The organism is Nonomuraea sp. NPDC050478 (assembly GCF_044458265.1).
Taxonomy (GTDB): domain Bacteria; phylum Actinomycetota; class Actinomycetes; order Streptosporangiales; family Streptosporangiaceae; genus Nonomuraea; species Nonomuraea ferruginea.
This window is the reverse complement of sequence record NZ_JBITHT010000018.1, coordinates 1-17,290: the sequence shown is the minus strand read 5'-3', so window position 1 is coordinate 17,290 and position 17,290 is coordinate 1. Positions and strand designations below refer to the sequence as shown.

Annotated in this window: 13 protein-coding genes, 2 pseudogenes and 1 CRISPR repeat array; of the genes and pseudogenes, 5 read left to right on the top strand and 10 right to left on the bottom strand. The window is 69.7% G+C overall.

Annotated elements, in window-relative coordinates; all coding sequences use genetic code 11:
• The first annotated feature begins 83 nt into the window (after positions 1–83).
• Entirely contained in the window at positions 84–1,136 is a 1,053-nt protein-coding gene (locus tag ACIBF7_RS44615; RefSeq protein WP_397199883.1) for a serine hydrolase domain-containing protein, read from the top strand.
• A 196-nt stretch (positions 1,137–1,332) separates the two neighbouring features.
• Positions 1,333–1,910: a CRISPR direct-repeat array (repeat unit 29 nt; unit sequence GGGACCATCCCCGCGTGCGCGGGGAGCAC).
• Between the two features lie 331 nt (positions 1,911–2,241).
• Here ACIBF7_RS44615 and ACIBF7_RS44610 read toward each other — a convergent pair.
• On the bottom strand, positions 2,242–2,715 hold the full coding sequence (locus ACIBF7_RS44610) for a hypothetical protein (protein WP_397199882.1): 474 nt from the start codon (positions 2,713–2,715) through the stop codon (positions 2,242–2,244).
• Positions 2,716–3,020: 305 nt separating this feature from the next.
• Between ACIBF7_RS44610 and ACIBF7_RS44605 the strand changes: the two are divergent.
• Positions 3,021–4,194, top strand: a pseudogene (locus ACIBF7_RS44605) (IS110 family transposase).
• On the opposite strand, the gene ACIBF7_RS44600 reads toward ACIBF7_RS44605, so the two are convergent.
• The 7 genes from ACIBF7_RS44600 to ACIBF7_RS44570 all read right to left on the bottom strand — a co-directional run bounded on the left by ACIBF7_RS44600 (position 4,170) and on the right by ACIBF7_RS44570 (position 11,319).
• Complete coding sequence (locus tag ACIBF7_RS44600) at positions 4,170–5,504, bottom strand: hypothetical protein (protein ID WP_397199881.1); 1,335 nt, start codon at positions 5,502–5,504, stop codon at positions 4,170–4,172. The pseudogene ACIBF7_RS44605 and the gene ACIBF7_RS44600 overlap by 25 nt on opposite strands.
• Positions 5,504–6,487: a hypothetical protein gene (locus tag ACIBF7_RS44595; protein ID WP_397199880.1), complete on the bottom strand. Its 984-nt coding sequence runs from the start codon at positions 6,485–6,487 to the stop codon at positions 5,504–5,506. The genes ACIBF7_RS44600 and ACIBF7_RS44595 overlap by 1 nt, the downstream gene beginning before the upstream one ends.
• Positions 6,484–6,954, bottom strand: a complete 471-nt coding sequence (locus ACIBF7_RS44590) for a hypothetical protein (RefSeq protein ID WP_397199879.1) — start codon at positions 6,952–6,954, stop codon at positions 6,484–6,486. Before ACIBF7_RS44590 ends, ACIBF7_RS44595 begins: the two co-directional genes overlap by 4 nt.
• A gap of 98 nt (positions 6,955–7,052) precedes the next feature.
• Positions 7,053–8,186, bottom strand: a complete 1,134-nt coding sequence (locus tag ACIBF7_RS44585; RefSeq protein ID WP_397199878.1) for a DUF932 domain-containing protein — start codon at positions 8,184–8,186, stop codon at positions 7,053–7,055.
• A 93-nt stretch (positions 8,187–8,279) separates the two neighbouring features.
• Positions 8,280–8,828, bottom strand: a complete 549-nt coding sequence (locus ACIBF7_RS44580; RefSeq protein WP_397199877.1) for a hypothetical protein — start codon at positions 8,826–8,828, stop codon at positions 8,280–8,282.
• A 112-nt stretch (positions 8,829–8,940) separates the two neighbouring features.
• Positions 8,941–10,692, bottom strand: coding sequence for a ParB/RepB/Spo0J family partition protein (locus ACIBF7_RS44575; RefSeq protein ID WP_397199876.1), 1,752 nt, complete (start codon positions 10,690–10,692; stop codon positions 8,941–8,943).
• A gap of 174 nt (positions 10,693–10,866) precedes the next feature.
• Positions 10,867–11,319 carry a hypothetical protein gene (locus ACIBF7_RS44570; protein ID WP_397199875.1) on the bottom strand — a complete coding sequence of 151 codons (453 nt, stop codon included), beginning with the start codon at positions 11,317–11,319 and terminating at the stop codon, positions 10,867–10,869.
• A gap of 502 nt (positions 11,320–11,821) precedes the next feature.
• Between ACIBF7_RS44570 and ACIBF7_RS44565 the strand changes: the two genes are divergently transcribed.
• The 3 genes and pseudogenes from ACIBF7_RS44565 (at position 11,822) to ACIBF7_RS44555 (ending at position 14,751) form a co-directional block, all read left to right on the top strand.
• Positions 11,822–12,025, top strand: coding sequence for a hypothetical protein (locus tag ACIBF7_RS44565; protein ID WP_397199874.1), 204 nt, complete (start codon positions 11,822–11,824; stop codon positions 12,023–12,025).
• A 76-nt stretch (positions 12,026–12,101) separates the two neighbouring features.
• Positions 12,102–12,979, top strand: a pseudogene (locus tag ACIBF7_RS44560) (IS3 family transposase); the annotation flags it as partial.
• 530 nt (positions 12,980–13,509) lie between these two features.
• Positions 13,510–14,751, top strand: a complete 1,242-nt coding sequence (locus ACIBF7_RS44555) for an IS256 family transposase (RefSeq protein WP_397199873.1) — start codon at positions 13,510–13,512, stop codon at positions 14,749–14,751.
• Between the two features lie 383 nt (positions 14,752–15,134).
• Here the strand turns inward: ACIBF7_RS44555 and ACIBF7_RS44550 are convergent, their stop codons facing one another.
• Both ACIBF7_RS44550 and ACIBF7_RS44545 read right to left on the bottom strand, forming a co-directional pair.
• Complete coding sequence (locus tag ACIBF7_RS44550; protein ID WP_397199872.1) at positions 15,135–16,559, bottom strand: hypothetical protein; 1,425 nt, start codon at positions 16,557–16,559, stop codon at positions 15,135–15,137.
• A 126-nt stretch (positions 16,560–16,685) separates the two neighbouring features.
• Positions 16,686–17,150, bottom strand: a complete 465-nt coding sequence (locus ACIBF7_RS44545; RefSeq protein WP_397199871.1) for an NB-ARC domain-containing protein — start codon at positions 17,148–17,150, stop codon at positions 16,686–16,688.
• Positions 17,151–17,290: the final 140 nt, after the last annotated feature.

Below are 17,290 nucleotides of genomic sequence, written 5' to 3'. Positions count from 1 at the left end.
ACCCGCTGCCCACCGGACCGCTTCACTAGGCTGGCAACCGGCCCGCCCAACCACGCCACCGACTCTGAAGGGCACACCATCCCATGGCGCACCGCGACGACCAGATCACCCACCTGTTGTCCGACGGGGTCCGCGAGCAGGTCTTCCCCGGCGCGGTCTGGGCCATCGGCGACGCCGACACCATCCTGGCCTCGGGCCGATGCGGCGTGCTCGATCCTGCCCAGCCCGATATCGCCATGCGCATCGACACCGTCTTCGACATCGCCAGCCTCACCAAGATCGTCGCCGTGTGGGCCGTCATCGGCACCCTGTGGCAGGAACAGAAACTACCGCTGGACGAGCCGCTCGCCGGCTTCTGGCCCGAAGTCGCCGACCACCCTCTCGGCCAGATCACCGCCCGCCACCTGCTCACCCACACCGCTGGCGTGCCGCTGCGAGCCAACCTCAAGAACCTCTACGGCACCGACCCGCACGCCATCCGCCACGGCGTCCTGGCTGAAGCCCTTCACCGCCCGCCCGGCGAAGCCGTCGAATACACCGACCGCGCCGCCCTCATTCTGGGCTTCCTCGCCGAACACCTCACCGCCACTCCCCTGGACCGACTCGCCGCCCAGCGCATCTGGCACCCCCTGGGCATGAACGACACCCACTTCGGCCCCTTGCCTTCCCATCTCGCAACCCGCAGCGCGCCCACCGAACTCGACGAAGACACCGGCGCCCACCTCAAGGGCATCGCCCACGACTTCTCCGCCCGACTTCTCGGCGGCGTCTGCGGCATCGCCGGCGCCTTCTCCACCCTCGCCGATCTGGCCCTCTTCCAGCGCCATTTGCTGGCCCCCGGCCACGCTCCGTTCGAAAGCGAGACCGTCGGCTTTAGCCCCGCCTGGGTGGCCGAATCCCTGCAGGTCCATACCGGCGACCTGGCTCCGGCCCGCGGCCTGTTCTGGCATCCCGCTCCCGGCACACGCCCCGAAGACGACATCTACGTGCACTACGGCTTCACCGGCACCGGCATGTGGACCTCCCCGAAGCAGGGGCGCTGGGCCATCTTGCTCACCAACAAGCTTTACTACAGCCGCGACCGCGATCCGCTCACGACCGTGCGCAACACCTTCCGCGCGCTCGCCTTCGACTGAACCGATCCACCAATGCGCCGCGGGCACGTCCCGCGTGAAGGTCGTCACCTCGCAGAAGCCCGGTAACACCTTCCATCTGGCAGGCCGCGTTGGAGTTTAGGGTGACCGTCTTCAATCCGCCCATAGCCAGCGGGCCTGCGCCCTCGATCGGCCGAGGCACGCCGTCCTCCTCCGCGGGCATCATGATTCCCTGACTGGGACCATCCGCGCGTGCACGGGGAGCACGCCATGTACGAGATCGGCACCGTCCAGATCCCGGGACCATCCCCGCGTGCACGGGGAGCACTGCTTCGCCTACACCCCGTGGCACGCTCAGTGGAGACCATCCCCGCGTGCGCGGGGAGCACTCGCACCAGGGCGCGGTCAGGAACTCGCTGCCGGGACCATCCCCCCGTGCGCGGGGAGCACCGCCAAGTAGATCCCCCCGAGGGGTCGGACCTGGGACCATCCCCGCGTGCGCGGGGAGCACACCGTCACCGTCCCGGACCGGCACGTGCCGGCGGGACCATCCCCGCGTGCGCGGGGAGCACATCAGCAGCGAGTCGCGCGAGTACCTGCGGGTGGGACCATCCCCGCGTGCGCGGGGAGCACGCCGCCGTCATCAAGATGAAAGATGAAGACGGGGGACCATCCCCGCGTGCGCGGGGAGCACCCCGTCCTCCAGGTCGGGGATCTCGTCGTCCAGGGACCATCCCCGCGTGCGCGGGGAGCACTGGGGCTTCGACGGGATCGTGGTGCGCAACTTGGGACCATCCCCGCGTGCGCGGGGAGCACTCTCGACGACCTGCAGGTTTATCGAGTGATGAAGCCAACTTTGAGCACTTTCAAAGAATCAGACACTAGTTTCATAAAGCCCATATCGCCTCACATGCAAACTTTCGCAACACAATCCCTCCGGCAAACCATGATCATCCGCTCCGAGGGGAGCGTACCGGCGGTTGCCGCCCTTCATGTCCGCACGGCGTCAAGGAAATCACGTTGCCAGCAGGCCGGAACAGCTCTTGCGTCTGACGGCGCGCGCCAGCGAGAAAGGATCGGGTGGAACACGTAGTCGATTTGTACGATCGCGCCAACCTCGGCGAGGCAGGAGGTGAGTGTCGGCCGCTTACGGGCGGGGGCCAACCTGCTGATTGATAAGCCGCTCCAGGTCTTCGCGAGTGTTACTAGACTCGAATAGCCCACCGTCGTCGTGGTGATCGGCGTCGGGGTCGATCCCGATGAGGTGGGCCGCCCGGTGGCTGACGTGGATGACTCGCTTGCCGCGTACGTGCCGTACGAGGTGTGCGGGGTCGTCGTCACTGGCGAGCATGTACTGCCAGATCGAGTACGGCACGGACCAACTGTCGGCCTTGGCGACAGGGGTGCCGTCGATGAGCATCTGGCGGTCGCGGATATGCACGAGCCACCGGCCGCCGACGGCGAGGGCGACCTGCCCGGCGTAGCAGCAGCCCGTTCCGCACCTGCTGCGATACTCCGACTGCCACCACCGCACGTCGAGGTTCGGGCTGGCCTGGACCTCGGTGATCCGGTCGAAGCCCTGCCAGGCCGCCTCGCGGTGGCGGAGTCGCTGGATGGTCATGGTGCTTCCTAATCAGTTCTGGGAGTAAGCCATCCGGCAGACTCCTGGTGGTAGCCGTCGGCAGATGAGCACTCTGTGTTTCCTGGACGTCGAGTCCTGGCGAAAGACCGTGCCCCTGCCGGCTGGTCGGGAGGAGTGATCGCTGATGGGATGTCGTGCCGCCCACGTGAGCGTGAGCACTGCTTGATTAGGTCGCTGATGGTTCTCCCGCAGGCTGCGCAAGGTGATCGGCATCGAGAACGGGAGAACCGGTGCGACTGTTCGTAGGAGACGACTGGGCTGAGGATCACCATGACGTGGAGGTGATGGACGCCTCCGGCCGCCGCCTGGCCAAGGCGCGGCTGCCTGAAGGCGTGGCCGGGATGACCCGGCTGCACGCGATCATCGGTGAGCTGGCCGGCGAGGACGCCGACGAGGTCGGGGTGCTGGTGGGCATCGAGACCGATCGGGGCCAGCCCGTGGGTGCGGGCGCTGGTCGCCGCCGGGTACACCGTGCTGGCGGTCAACCCGCTGCAGGCCGCCCGGTTCCGGGACCGGCTCGGGGTCTCCGGGGCCAAGAGTGACGCCGCGGATGCGCATGTGCTGGCCGATATGGTCCGCACCCACTCCCACGAGCTGCGCCCGGTGGCCGGGGATTCCGCCCAGGCCGAGGCCGTCAAGGTCGTCACCCGCACGCACAAGACGCTTATCTGGGAGCGGACCCGGCATACCCAGCGGCTGCGGCACGCGTTGCGCGACTACTTCCCCGCCGCGCTGGAGGCGTTCGAGGACCTGGACGCCGCCGACACGCTGGAGCTGCTGGCCAAGGCGCCCACCCCGGCGCAGGCCGCCCGGTTGACGATCGGGCAGATCAGCGCCGCGCTCAGACGGGCCCGCCGCAGGAACGTGGCCGGCAAGGCCGCCGCGGTCCAGGCCGCGTTGCGCGCCGATCACCTGAGCCAGCCTGAGGCGGTGAGCGCCGCCTACGCCGCATCCGTCCAGGCGCTGATCTGCGTCCTGGAAGTGCTCAACGCCCAGATCAAGACGCTGCAAGGGCAGGTCGGGGCGCATTTTGGCGAGCACCCGGCCGCTGAGATCATCCTGTCCCAGCCCGGGCTGGGGCCGGTTCTCGGTGCCCGGGTGCTCGCAGAGTTCGGTGACGACTCCAGGCGGTACGCCAGCGCCAAAGCCCGCAAGAACTACGCCGGGACCTCCCCGATCACCCGCGCGTCCGGCAAGAAGAAGGTCGCCCTGGCCCGGTTCATCCACAACGACCGGCTCATCGACGCCCTGCTCACCCAGGCATTCAGCTCGCTGAGGCTCTCGCCCGGCGCGCGCGCCTACTACGACCGGCAGCGTGCCCGCGGCTGCGGCCACAACGCCGCTCTGCGCCAGCTCGCCAACCGGCTGGTGGGCATTCTGCACGGATGCCTCAAAACCGGCACCCTCTATGACGAGACGACTGCTTGGTCGCATCATGCGGAGTCGGTTGCGGCTTGACACCTAAGCTCCTGGGATGTCTTTCGCGGTGCGTCGTCCTGCGGCCGCTCGGCCGCAGGTTGGGGAGGCTGGTGGTCGTCGACGAGGTCGGCGTCGACGACCTCGTGGTCCTGTTCGCCGGAGAGCTGCCGGTGCAGGGTGGTGGCGAAAGCCTGCAGTTGATCGAGGCTGGCCCGTCGCATGGTGGTGCCGGTCCTCGCCTCGAAGGCGGCGTACAGGTCCGTGATGCCGCCGGGCCATTGATGGAGGATCTGGTGACGCAGCCACTCGGCCTGAGCATGCCGGGTGAGCCCCTGGACGAGGTCCGGGGAGGCGCCGCTCTCGGCGGGGAGTCGCTCACCGGAAGGTGCCTCGGTGGGCGCGTGGTCTCCGGCAGGTTCCTGGCGGGCGTTCGGGGGCTGGTGCCGGCGGGCTGTCAAAGCGGCGCCGAGGGTGTTAAGCACGGTGCGCAGCTCTGGAGTGAGATGTCCGGCCTGCAGCGCCTGGTGCCAGATGGCGCGTACCCGTTCGGGGGTGGTCGCGGCTGAGGCCAGCGCGAGGTAGTCCGGCGGCGTCTGTCTGGACGGATCGTCGCCGCTGTCGTCCCTGTCGGGCGCCTCGCTGTTGCCGCGGGGCAGTTCGGGCGCGTTGCGCCGCGCCAGCTGAGAGCGTTCGGGCACGGTGCCGGTCATCAGCTGCCGGGGTGAGATGCCCTCCACGCGTAGCCGGGGCACCGGGAAGGTGACCGGCTTGCCGTCCTTCAGGGTGCGGGCTTCGGTGACGAGCAGGATGGCGTCGATGTAGTCGCCGGCGCGCTCGATGAAGGCGGCCCGATCCGGCAGGTCCTCGGCGGCGTTGAGGCCGGCGCTGACCAGCAGCCAGGTGCCCAGGCTGGGCACGTCCTGCAGCAGGACCGACAGCCGGGTCTTGACCGTGCACCGCAGCCGCCCTTCGGCCCGGCACAGGCAGGGCCGCCCGGACTTCTGCTCGATGGTCTCGCCGTCGCAGCGGCGTTCGCAGTAGGGGCCGTCCCAGTACTCCATCCATTGGGTGACCGAGTGCGGCGGCAGCAGCACGGGGATCTCATCGGCGGCCGTGGTGACCTGCCACTTGTCCATGCCCCGGGTCATCTCGGCCACAGTGCCGCCGTACAGGTGGGCGGCGGCCTCGATGAGCGGGCGGGACGGGGAGGTGAAGCGGAACGTCGACAGTTTGCGCGGGCGCACCCCGTTCTCGGTGGGGACGCTGTCGCCGATGCGGATGTGGCCGTCGGGCCAGTGGGCGCGCTGCCGGCGTTTCATCCGTTCGAACATGCGGCGGTGGATCGGCATCAGGAGACGTCCTTTCTGGTCGGGGGCTGGACGGGTTTGCGGCCGCGCAGATCCACGCCATGCAGGTAGGCGGTGACCGGCTGCAGGCCGCGGAAGGCCGCGAACGCCGCGTCGTCGGCGGGCAGCGGGATGAACCCGTAGCCGGTGGTGCGCAGGTTGAGCACCGCGGCGCCGACGAAGTCCGGGACCGGGAACTCGTGCGTGCCGTCGTGGTGGTCGGTGGCGCCGTAGCGGCACGCGGGCGGGCAGGCCAGCGCCACCGTGGCGTGGCGCAGCGCGGCGAGTTGCAGCGGGTACTCCTCCCACACCGTCGAGGCAGGGTGTTTGAGGCTGGTCTTGATGTCCACCAGCCACAGCCCGGACGGGGTGGGCAGCGGATCGGCCGGCACCGCGCGGGGCTTGAATCGGGGCACCAGCGGCGAAGTCGGGGACGGGAAGCACAGGTTCGCCCACAGGTCGCTGGTGCCGCCGTAGCCGAGATCGCGGTTGAGCATGGTGCACTCGGCGGTGACGATGTCGGCTGCGATGTCGATGCCGAAGTCGGTCAGCCACTGCCGGTAGGAGCCGAGGAACGGTTCGGTTTCCGGGTCCGGCGCGATCGGCGCCTGAAGGTTGATGGCCTGGGCCTGGCGGTGGACGCGGCTGCCCAGCCGCATCCGCCGCTCCCACTCGGCCTGGTAGGCCGCCTTGGCCTGCTTGACGAACTGGGCCAGGTCGTCGGGGTCGGCGGCGGCCCGGAGCGCGGCCGACAGGTGCTCGGCGAACCACTCGGCGGTGTGCTTGGCGGCCGCCGGCGCCAGTGCGTGCTTGGCCATGGTGGCCAGCACGTTGGTGACCGAAATCAGCAGCGCGCCGGTGGCCGGATCGCTGTAGTAGCGGCCGTTGCCGGTGGCGACGGCATGCTGCGGCCCGTCGGGATCGTGGTCGTAGACGAGCTCGTCCGGCGCGGTCATGCCGGGGCGCATCGGGGCATCCGCGCTCATCGCTGTCGCCCCGTCTCCTCCCCCGCCTGCGCGGCCGTGGTGGAGGTCGTGGTCGAACTGTCGGCGTCGCAGGCCTGGGTCAGCGCGGGGCCGTACAGGAGTTGCCCGTCGACGGTGACGCGCAGGTGACGGTCGGCGCGCCGGTCGCGGGTGTAGAGCTCGACCAGGATGCCGCCGTCCAGGGTCTGGCGGACGTAGCCGGTGATCTGGTTGGCCTGGATGCGGGCGATCGGCCAGCCGGTGACCGCGTCCTCGATCATGTCGGCGGTGATGGCTTCGACGTCGACAATGCTGCGGCCGGTCGCGGCGATGATGGCGCTGATGGCGGCGAGGGTGTCCGGTCCCCAGTTGCCGTAGGCGGCCAGCAGCGTGCGGTAGATGTCCTCGATCGCCTGGGCGTCGGAGATGAGCGCCTGGGCGCGCGGCACCGGCAAAGGGCGCGGGCCGGGCAGGTCAGACAGACACATCAGATGGCCTCCAATCAGGTGGAGTACGGAAGGAAGGAGAACCGCGGCCCCCGGTCCCGGAGAGGGAAGACGGACCGGAGGCCGCGGAGACAAGGGGTTCAGACGCCGGCGGCCAGGTGCAGCACGCGCACCGCGTGCCCCTCCATCTCATGTGCCGCGTCGGCGTCCGGCAGGGTGCGTGCGACGCTGGTGACGGCGTGCATGACGCCTCCGGCGCTGGTGTCGCCGCCCTGGATGAAGTGGGACAGGATCTGCCGCTGCTGCTCCTCGGAGTAGGAGAGCTTCTTGGCCACCAGCTCGATCGTCGCGGCGGGGTCGGCGACGCGGGCGCCGGACATCCGGGCCAGCTGGTCAAGCTTGGCGCGTACGTAGTCGAGGTCGAGGAAGGTGGTGATCGCGTCCCGGGTCTGGGCGGTGATCAGGGCCAGGTTCTTGTCCTGGGTGTCGGCGCTCCAGCGCACCACTCCCTCGTCCATCCGGCCGCCGAGGTGGACGTGCCGGGCGGCGTCGGCGTTGATGGTCATGCCGTTGCGGCAGACCTGCACCAGCAGGCGCGGCACGATGGTGAACGCTCCCTCGCCGACTTCGCTGTTGGTGATGACGAACCCGGCGAACACGACGGGGTTGTCGGCGCCGCGCTCGCCGGTGAACGGGCTTCGGTAGTCGCGCAGCAGGTCCGGGGCGAGGGCTCGGACCTGCTCGCAGACGACGCGGACGTACATGCGCCGTTCGGTCAGGTCGCAGCCGTCGATCTGGACCTGCACGCCGCTCTGGCGTACCCCGTCCAGGGCCGCCATGAGGACGTCGAAGTTGTCGATGATTCGGTAGCTGTCGGACAGGAACGCCCGCGCGACGCCGTGCCCGCCGTCGCCGCGCAGGCCGCGTACGAGGAACAGGCGGTCGGCGTCGGCCAGCCAGCCGTTGACGTTCGCGTCGTACAGGTCGGGCTTGTGCTCACGCAGGCGGCGCAGGTACGGCAGCGGGATGCCGAGCTTGCCGGCCACACCCCCGTCGCACACCGTGGTGGGGGTGTAGAGGCCGGCGGTGGTGGTGACGCCGCGCTCCGACAGCAACGGCGCCGTGCTGATGCGCAGGCGGGTGCCTTCGGCGCGGATCTGGTGGCTGTGGGCTACGACGTCGACCTTGTGCGCCTGCTGGTGGCGCAGCAGGTCGACGAGGTCTTCCAGGCCGGCGTTGCGGGTGGTCAGCGTGGGCGCGGACGAGAAATGCATCGGGGCAGCTCCCTAGGAACGAGGTGGCGGAAAGAGAAGGTCCCGGCCGCCTGAACGGGCGGCCGGGACTCGATGAGGTGAAGGGGTACGGGCTTACAGGGTGGTGAGGAATTCGTCGTCGCTCGGCAACTGGTCGAATCGCCACCCCGTGACCAGGGCCGCCGGATAGTGATCGTCGGGGTGCGGCTGGGTGGCGAAGCGGCCGCGGTGGTGCGGGGCGGCCTGCTGGCCCCGGTACACCTCGAAGACTTGGGTGTCGAGGTCGATGAGGTAGCCCCACTCGCAGTCCGTGGACTCCGCGGGGTAGGAGGAGGCGTCCTCGATGACGCCTGCCCGCAGCATCGCTTCGGGGTCTCCCTGCGTTTTCCAGAGCAGTCCGGCCCAATAGGGGACGCCGCAAGATGAGGTGTAAGCGTCCGCGTATTCGCCCAGCCGCACGATGTCATCCTCGGTGGGGGTGCTATTGGAGTCGACCACCCGCAGCGCGGCGACGCGCTCGCGCAGCATGCCCGGCGCCTGGGCGGCGTCGCGCAACCAGGCCAGCACGATGAGGCCGACTCCAGTCGGGCCGGAGTCGTAGTGGTTGTAGGCGATCTTCTCGGTCTTGTCGGCGACGAAGCCGACGAATCCGCGGCTGGCCATGGGTTACCGGACCTTCGTGTCGGTACAGGTCATGTCAGGTCCTTCCGCATCGTTGACAGCAAACGTGAAACTCGGTGGGGAACGGGGCAGCCCGAGCAGCCGCCGATCGTGGTCAGGCGGCTTGGAGACCGTCGTCGGCGATGACCTCGTCTGCGCCATCGGCCGCCTCCGGATCCCCGGGGTCAGAGTGGGAGGCGTCGTCGTGCTCCGGGACGTCGGTGATGGTGGCGCCGTGCCCAGGTGAGGGCTCATCGTCTGCGGCGGCGTACAGATTCCGGTCCACGGCTGAGTCCGCAGGATCGTCGTCTTCCTGGCCAGCAGTGAACGGATCAGTGTCGGCGGGCGTGTCGCCGAGGTAGGGGGTGCCGCCGATCAGGGCCTGCTCGATGGGCGCCGGCGTGTAAGCCTTCTCCCCCAGCTCTGGCCCCAGCTCGTGCACCAGGAACCGCAGCCAGGCGGCGGCGTCAGCGGTCGAGCAGGGACTGTGGCGGCCCTCGCGCCAGGTGTTCTTGCACTCGGCGGAGGCCTCGCTCATCTGGTACTCCCACGCCACCGCGATCGGCAGCAGTTGCAGCATGGCCAACCGGCCGGGAGCGGCGGTGGCCAGCGCCGCCTCCAGGTCCGCGGGCCCGCCAAGCTTGGTATACAGCGTCGACAAGGGGGCCGAGCCGAGCTTGTCGCGCACCGGCGCCGGCATGTCGTTGAGGATCCGGGTGATGAACCGGGCGACCGGCTTGGGCGCGCTCCTGCGGGCGAAGAGCGTGGCCAGCCACTCCTGGCGGACCGTGGCGGCCGCCGTCCACGCCCGGTTGCCCTGCATGACGATCTTGCGGGAGGGGCCGTCCGGCTCAGTCCTGGCGGACTGCGGGAGCGTGATGGTGGGCGGCGGGGTGTAGCCGTGCTGCTCGGGGGTGCTGCAGTACAGCTCCGGCTGCCCCTGCCGCCAGCTGTGGAAGAACGCCCCGCGGCCTGGGCAGTCGGTGTGCTGCTCGGGATCGAAACCCTCTACCCGGCCGGCGAGTCGGCTGAGCAGGGCGGCGCCGGCCGGTTCGTCCTCGGTCACCGGGATGCCGGCAGCGGCGAGGTCGGCCAGCGCCTGGGCGTGCGCGGCCGCTTCCTGGCGTTCCTGGCGCACCCGCTCGATGGCGTGCCGGCCGGTGTGCCCCCAGCTGGAGATGTACGTATCGATCCGGGCCAGCGCCTGCTGGTCGCCGTCGAACTCGTCCAGCAGCGCGAGCTCGTCCAGCGTCCAGGCGTATTCCATGGCCTGGGCAGTACGGCGGGTGGGTTCCGACAGCTTGCCTGCGGCGATCGCCTGGGCGACCTCTTCGCGGGTGCGGCCGGTGCGCTTGCGGATCTCGGTCCGGGTGGCGCCCAGCTGGTGGGCCATGAACAGGGCGCGGGACTGCTCGAAGGGGGTGAGGCCGAGGCGGAAGTCATCGTCGTTCTCCACGACCTGGTCGACCAGCAGGCTCGCCTTGTCCTCGGCCTTGGTCAGGTCGATCAGGCACAGCAGCTTCGGTAGGTTGATCGTGATGGCGCCTGCCAGGCGGCGGTTGCCCTTGAGCACCCACCAGCGGTGCTGTTGTTCTCCCTCGCCCCGCTGGTAGTCGTCCGGGATGGGGATGACCGTGACCGGGACCTGCAGTTGGGCCTTGAGTGAGGCGCAGAACTCCTGGGTGAGGTGGTAGTTCTCGCGCACGTTGTCGGGGAAGTGGCCGAGCTGGTTTACCGGGATCCGCGCCAGGCGGAAGTCCTCGGGCAGTTCCAGGTCGGCGTCGGGTTCGACGGTCACCGGCGGGGCGGTTTCCACGGTCTCGGGATCGGAGCTGGATGGCTCGTGGGCTTGGTCGGTGATGGACATGGGGCAGTGACTCCCATCGGGACGAGGTGGAAGTGAAGGGAAGGGGAGGAGGGCTCCCGCCGCCCGCCCTTCCGCGCAGGCAAGTGCGCGAAGGACCCGGCAGGGCGGGCGGCGGGAGGAACGAAGAGACGCCGGCGGGAGGGAAGGCCGGCGCCTCTTCGGCTTGGGGCGGCGTCAGGCCGCCGCGACGGGCTGAGCCTCGTCGGCGGCGGAGGCTCCCTGCACCATCCGCGGGGAGGCGGCGCCGGGCTGCGAGGGGCTGGTGCTTTCGGTGACCATGCTGTAGCGCGAGCACAGCCCGATCGCGGTCGTGGTGATCTTGACGATGCTGCGTACGGTCTTGTGACCGGCGCGGTCCTTGGACTCGAAACTGCGGGCGACCATGTCGCATCCCTGGACCACCAGCAGGTGGCCCTGGCGGTAGGACTCGCCTGCGCGGATGGCCTCCAGGCCGTAGGTGACCACCTCGACCTGCCGGGTCGGCACGTACGGCGAGCCGTCGCGGCCCGGCGTCGGAGGCCCGTTGACCTCCAGCTTGGCCGACCACATGGCGGGCGAGTCACCCTTGGCGGGGAAGAAACGGGGCGGGAACGCGATCCTGCCGGTGATGCTGACCTGGATGTCCATGCGCGAGGCCCTTCCTCGGCCGGCGCCCTATGGGGCGCGGCGAATCTGATCGACTACCGGGCGCGAGCGGACCGTGTGGTGGAGCCCGTCCCGGCAAGGCAGACGAAGCGCCGCCGGGCGCGAGGGACGCAACCGGGTGGTGCCCGCCACCGGCAAGATGTTTTGCGCCAGCAAAAGATCTTGCCGGTGGCGGGCACGAGCCTCGGCGAGAACCCGGTTCGCGGCCCTGCGGCCAAGGCGGCGCACGGTCGGCCGTCCGGGACGGAGCCGCCACCAGTTCTGCGACTCGGGCTGGTTCCCAGTGCCGCGCCGTGGCGGCTATCCGGCCAGCTTGGCGCGGCCAGCGTGCCTGCGAGACGATCGGCGGGATCGGTCCGGCGGTCGCGGCAGTGATAACGCTCCTGCGGTGCGTACGGATGTCGCTGAAGGTCAACCCAAGCAGTGCGCGAGAACCGAGGAACCGGCCCTGTTCCGCTTTGCGCCGACAGGTAGCATCGGCGCTGTGGAGCACGATCGCCGGCCCGAGCCGATGCGTCCCGGCCCGGAGCAGCTCGCCCGCCATCGCGCGTTCGGCAAGCTGATCGACGCGTGGATCGACGCCCATCCGGGCGCCCCGGACCTGGCGATGTGGGATGATCCGGAGTTCGTCCGCGCCGTGAACGTGCTTGATGGCCGCGACCCGGAGCACGGCCTCAATGAGGCCTAACGCAAACGGAACCTCCCCCCGAGGTGTGGACACCTTGAGTACCGGATGATGGAGATCCGGAGACAAGGAGTTCCACGTGGCGATGAAGTCGTATCCGCCGGAGTTCAAGGCGGACGCCGTCGCGTTGTATCTGTCCGATCCGGACCGGACGCTGGCCTCAGTGGCCGAGGACCTGGGGATCAGCCGGGAGACGCTGCGTAACTGGGTGCGTCAGGCGCAGGCGGACGGCACCGCGGGCGCGAAGGAGCGAGGCCCGGTGAGGAAGCCGGCGCATGGCCCGCTATCGTCCGACGACGTGCTGGAAGAGGAGAACAAGCAGCTCAAAGCCCGCATCCGGGAGCTGGAGCTGGAGCGCGACATTCTGCGCAGGGCGGCCAAATATTTCGCGGGAGAGACCAACTGGTGAGCCGCTTCCAGTTCGTTGACGACCATCGGGGCGCCTTCGGCGTCAAGCGGCTGTGCCGGGTGCTGAAGGTGTCCCGCTCGGGCTTCTACCGGTGGCGCAAGGCGGCCCCGGCCCGGGCGGAGCGGGCCGCGGCCGACGCTGCGCTCGCCGAGGAGATCCGGCACATCCACGGGGAGTTCGACGGCACCTACGGCAGTCCGCGCGTCACCGCCGAGCTGCGCGCCCAAGGTCGCAGGGTCAACCACAAGCGGGTGGCGCGGGTGATGCGCCGCTTCGGCATCGTCGGGCTGCACCTGCGCAAGAAGGTGCGCACCACGGTGCCGGAACCCTCGCATCAGAAGGTGCCCGACCTCATCGGGCGGGACTTCACCGCGCCGGCTCCGAACCGGCGTTACGTCGGTGACATCACCTATCTGCCCGTCGGCGAGGGCCGGTTCCTCTACTTGGCCACCGTGCTGGACCTGGGCTCCCGCCGGCTGGCGGGCTGGTCGATCGCTGATCATATGCGCACCGGGCTGGTGAGTGACGCGCTGCGGGCCGCGGCCAGTGGTTATGAGCCGCCAACGCCTGTCGAAGGGCACGTCCACATTCGGCGGCCCGCCGTCCACCTGGACGGCGGCGGCCTGCGTGACCATCCGGGACACCGACCGCCGGCTCGCTCGCCGTGGCGCGCTTCCCCCTCGGAGCATAGAGACCGAACCCGAGAAGGAAAGGACTGCTTCCAGCAGCTCGTCACCGCAGACCTCACCGTGATCGTCTTGGGGGTCCCGTCGGCGCGGGCCACGGGCCCATCGCCGATCCGCACGTCCCTGCCGTCGGAGGACGAGAGGATTCGCGCTTGCAGTTGGTGCCGCGCCTGGCACGGTCGCATCTCGATGGCGCGTACCCAACCTCAGCTTGCGACACCCAGCAGTGCGTCAAAAGGCGCGGCGTCTGGCCCGTGAGGGTGTCATCTCCTGGTTGCGTCCACGGAAGTGGTGTACGAGTTTGACCTGATCAGCAGGCGTGGCGCCGTGAAATGAGAACGGCCATCGCGTGATCCTTCGAGCAGCAAAGATCAACGAAGGAGAACCAGGCGATGGCCGTAGACAACAGTGTGACGCCCGCTCAGTGGCTGACGCAGCAGATCGAGACCGGCGATCCGGATCTCTTGCGATCCATGGTGAAGACCATGGCCGAGACGTTGATGTCAGCCGAGGCCGACAGCCTGTGCGGGGCCGCCTACGGCCGGCGCAGCGAGGAGCGGACCAACTCCCGCAACGGCTACCGGCAGCGCGAGTGGGACACCCGCGCGGGAACCATCGACCTGGCGATCCCGAAACTGCGCTCCGGCTCGTACTACCCGGACTGGCTGCTGGAACGCCGGCGGCGGGCCGAGCAGGCGCTGATCAGCGTGGTCGCCACGTCCTACCTGCTCGGGGTGTCGACCCGGCGGGTGGACAAGCTGGTCGAGCAGCTCGGCATCAAGCACATCTCCAAAAGCCAGGTCAGCCAGATGGCCAAGGTGCTGGATGAGCAGGTGGAGGCGTTCCGCACCCGGGCCCTCGATGCCGGCCCGTACACCTTCGTCTGGCTGGACGCGCTGACCCAGAAGGTGCGCGAAGGCGGCCGCACGATCAACGTGCACGCGCTGGTCGCCACCGGCGTCAACGCCAACGGCCAGCGCGAGGTCCTCGGCCTGGAGGTCACCTCGGCCGAGGACGGGGCCGGCTGGCTGGCCTTCCTGCGCGGCCTGGTCGCCCGCGGCCTGTCCGGTGTCCAACTGGTGGTCTCCGACGCCCACCGCGGGCTGGTCGAGGCGATCGGCGCCGCTCTGCCGGGCGCGTGCTGGCAGCGGTGCCGCACCCACTACCTGCGCAACCTGCTCACCACCGTGCCCAAGACCGCGCAGCCGTGGGTGGCCACCCTGGTGCGCACCATCTTCGACCAGCCCACCGCCGAGCAGGTCCGCAGCCAGCACGCCTGGGTCATCGACGCCCTGGAAGCCAAGTACCCCGCCGCATGCGAGCATCTCGACGCCGCCCGCGACGACCTGCTGGCCTTCGCCGCCTTCCCCCGCGAGACCTGGCGGCAGATCTGGTCCAACAATCCGCAGGAGCGGCTGAACAAGGAGATCCGCCGCCGCACCGACGTGGTGGGCATCTTCCCTGACCGGCCGTCGATCATCCGGCTGGTCGGCGCGGTGCTGGCCGAGCAGACCGACGAATGGACCGAAGCCCGCCGCTACATGGGCCTGGACATTCTGGCCAAAGCCCGTGTCCGGCTTATCGCGGGCGACACACCGGCGCAGCATCCGCTTCCGCAGACACTTACCGCTTAACCTGCAGAAACAGGATCACGCGAAGATCGATTCATACACCACGTCCGTGGACGTGACCCATCTCCTTTTCGTTCGCCGCGTCGCTGTGGATCGTCAAGCCCATCCGGATCCGCCGTGAGAACGACTCTCGGCTCAGGTGTCGTCATGGTGGACGGACGACGCAACTCGTCGGAGCATTCATGGGGAGCAGCCATGATCGGCATCCGTCCGGGCCTTCGGATGTCTGTTTACGCCAGCAAGACGTCTCTGCCGTGGCGGGCATGAGCCTCGGCGAGAACCCGGTTCGCGGCCCCGCGACAAGGGCAGCGCACGGTCGGCCGGCCGGGACGAGGCCGCCATCAGTGCTGCGACTCGGGCTAATTCCCGGTGCCGCGTCGTGGCGGCTATCCGGCCAGCTTGGCGCGGCAGCGCGCGGCTTCCTCTGCTCCCCCGTCGGCTTCGAACACCGCAGCAGCGTCGGTGTAGCGCTCGTCGGCCTCCTTGCGGCGGCCCAGCGCGGCCAGCGCGTCACCGGCCAGTTCCTGCGCGTGCGCCTGTCCGGCGCGGTGCAGGATCTCCGCGCTCAGCTCGCGTGCCTGCTCGCTCAGCAGCAACGCGTGCTCCGCGCGGCCGGCGTTCAGCGTCACCCTCGCCAGAGTCTGTAAAGCCAGCCGCAGGAAGGACCGGTCCTGCGGCTGGCCGGCCAGTTGCCCGGCCATCTCCACGGTCTCTCGGCCCAGTGCAAGCGCGCGCTCGTGGTCGCCTCGGGCGCTGACTACGGTGGCCATCGCCCGCAGGCACAACAGCTCGGTGTACGGGTTGGCGATGTCGCAGGCGATCTGCAGTCCCCGATGGGCGTCCGTCTCGGCCTCGGACAGCAGGGCGTCGCGCCCAGAGACGTCCGGCGCCGCGGCGGCGAGCCGGCGACGGCACACCGCTCGTAACGCCAGTGATCGCGCCAGTCCGGGAAGGTCTCTGCTGCTCTCGTGGGCAGCCACACAGTTGTTGAGCAGCGGCAATGCCCTCTGGGCGCCGCCCGCACGACGCATGATCAGCGCGGCCAGGCGGTGGCGCGTCTCCGCGGCCAGCCGCACCTCCTGGGGTGAGAGTGTCCGCAGCAGGTGCCGCCACATGTCCTCGGCGTCGCGGTGGTGGCTCTCGTGGTACAGATACGACGTCACCCGCAACGCCAGCCCCATGGCCAGGCGCTGCTGCCCGTGATCGCAGGCGATGCGGACCACGTACAGGAGATTCGCCGCCTCGGTCGCCAGCCAGCCGCCGGCGTCGTCCACGATCGCCTGGCGGACGTTCGCGGGGGCGAACATCAACATCTCCAGCGCCACGATCGGCGGGGCATGCGGCTCCCGGACGATCTGCTCGTCGGCCAGGCCGGCGAGCTCCAGCCAGCCCAGCATCAGCCGGTGGATGGCCCGATCGCGCTCGTTCGGGCGCTCGGCCAGCCGCGCGGCGGCGAAGACGCGCAGCAGATCATGCTGCCGATAGCGTGGCTGGCCCAGAGAGTCGACCCCGATCGTGGCCAGCAGGCTGTGCCGGACCAAACTTTCCAGCACGTCCTCGACATCGTCGACGTCTCCCCCTTCCAGCATGGCCACCTCCCAGCCGGCGAATCCGCCCGGCCGCAGCAGGGACACCAGACGGAAGACCCGCGCCGCGCGGCCCGGCAGCGACTCGTAGCTGTCGGCAATACCCGCCTCGACCGTCATGCCGTCGGCCTGCAGCATGCTCAGCAGTCGCTTGCGCAGACGGGTGACGAACGTCGCCAGCGGCCAGTCCGGCTGCCCCGACAGCCGGGCTCCGGCGATCCGCACCGCCAGCGGGAGTCCGCCGCAAGCGCGGACGATGTCGGCGGCCGCGCTCGGGTCGGATCGGACGTGTTCGGCGCCGATGATCTCGCCCAGGAGGCGTAGCGATTCCGCCGCCGACAGCGGCTCCAGTCATACGATCCGCGGGCCGGCTCCGCCGACCAGGTGCGTGCGGCTGGTCACCATCACCGCGCAGCCCGGCGTGCCGGGCAGCAGCGGATCCACCTGGTGCATGCCGGACACGTCGTCGAGCACCACCAAGACCTTGCGGCCGGCAAGGACCGACCGGTACAGCGCTGTGCGCCCGGTGGCGGTGGCGGGCACATGACCGAGCTCGACCCCCAGCGCGGCCAGAACCTCCCCCAGCACGTCGGTGATCCCCCGCGGCCGATCCGACATACCGGCCAGGTGCACGTAGATCTGGCCGTCCGGGAAGTGCGGCCGCAGCAGGTGCGCGACCTGATGCGCCAGCGCCGACTTGCCCACTCCCGGGGGGCCGCTGATGGAGGCGATGGGCACCCGGCCGGACTCCCCCGCAGTGCGCAGGTACCGCGACAGTTCTTCCACCTCCGCGGCGCGTCCCGTGAAGTCGCTCACGGCCGGGGGTAGCTGTGCCGGGGGTAGTCCTCCGGGTCCCCAGGTGGGCCGTTCTTGAAACGGCCGGACTGAAGTTGACGGGATCCCGTCTGATCATCGCGATCGGGCGGGATCTCGTCGTTTCAGGGGTTTCCGAATTG